The 1,334-nt window shown below is 68.0% G+C and carries 2 protein-coding genes; both read left to right on the top strand.

The window, feature by feature from the left end:
- Positions 1-358 (top strand): hypothetical protein (locus tag ACIQJ5_RS17480; RefSeq protein ID WP_402845656.1); only part of this gene is annotated, 358 nt, incomplete at its 5' end.
- Positions 358-1,334: putative T7SS-secreted protein (locus tag ACIQJ5_RS17475; RefSeq protein WP_402845654.1), on the top strand; the 977-nt coding region annotated here is incomplete at its 3' end. The genes ACIQJ5_RS17480 and ACIQJ5_RS17475, both read left to right, overlap by 1 nt.

The following is a 1,334-nucleotide window of genomic DNA, read 5'->3' as shown; positions in this document are numbered from 1 at the left end:
TCTCGGTCGAGCGGTGCATTCGCACCTCGGCCGTGCCTACTATATGTGGCACGGTCTGGGGGCTGGGATGGACGATGACTATGGGGTCGATACGGATCAGTTGCGGGTCATGGCGGCGGGGGCTGCGCAGGTTGCCGCGGGGTTCGGGAGTACGAGGGTCTCGCACCCGACGTCGTTGGGGCATGCGGGTATCGAGGAAGCGGTGGGCTTCTTCACGGAGAAGTGGGGGACGGGGCTTCAGTCGCGCGTCGACGAGCTGACGGAGTTCTCGGGCAAGCTCGCGAGCACCGCGCGCATTTTCGACGAGGGGCAGAATGCCGCCCAGCGTGAGCTGGACTCGCTGATCTGGGACTTCTGATGGAGCTCGGGCAGACGCAGAGCGCCATGGCCCTGATTCCGGGGTCGGTGTCCAACGCCCGGTCCGGGGCCACGGAATGGGCAAGGACGGCGGGGAAGGCGCTCGCCACGCGTGATGCGTTCGCGAAACTGGATGACGCGGGCACCTGGACCGGCGCCGCGTACGACCGGTATCTGGAGCGTTTCCACACGCAGCTGGCGTACTGGCAGGACACGAGTGACGTGTTCACGTCCGCGGCGAACGCACTCGGCAACTACGCGAACGCGCTGGAATGGGCCCAAGCCGAGGCGGCGCGCGCGATCGAGTTGTGGGACGCGGCTGAGGCGCAAGCAGCGGCGGCGCTCGTTCAGCATGAGGAGTATGTCCGCGAGCTTCGCCGCGGGCACGGGCTGCGGCACGTCGACGTCGATGTCCCGTTCGTCGATCCGTCCGGGCCGGCGCACCAGGAAGCACGCGCGGTACTGGCGAATGCCCGCTACCAGCTCGACGTGCTGGCAACCGGGTACGCGAACACGATCGGGGAAGCGAGCAACGCGGCCCCGCTCCCGCTGACACCACAACAGGCCCAGCAGGCAGCCATCGATGCCGCGGTCTATCTCACCGTGGACATGAGCGTGGTCCAGCCGTTTGTGTCCACCCTGAACTTTCTCGGCGGGATCGTCGAGACCGTCCTCGAGCATCCCGATATCGTGTTCGAGATCCTCGGCGGGATCCTCGGCATCGCCGGTGGCGTGGCCACCATCGTGGGAGGCGGGGGCCTGGAACTCGTCACCGTGGGTGGCGCTTCCCCCATCGCCGTTCCCGCGGTCATCGCCGGCGGGACGGTCGCTGCGGGCGGTGCGGGCATGCTGGGCAACGGCATCGACCGCTGGATGAACGAAAGCCGCCCCCGATCCCGACCGCCGACCGGGCATGGACCGCGGCGACGGACGGGACTACAAAGGCAATTTCACATCCCGAGACCCGGACGCGCCCC

The sequence above is a fragment of the Microbacterium sp. GXS0129 genome (assembly GCF_044769785.1).
GTDB classification, from domain to species: Bacteria; Actinomycetota; Actinomycetes; order Actinomycetales; family Microbacteriaceae; genus Microbacterium; species Microbacterium nymphoidis.
The sequence above is the reverse complement of the archived record's forward strand: the minus strand, read 5'-3'. Positions and strand labels throughout refer to the sequence as shown.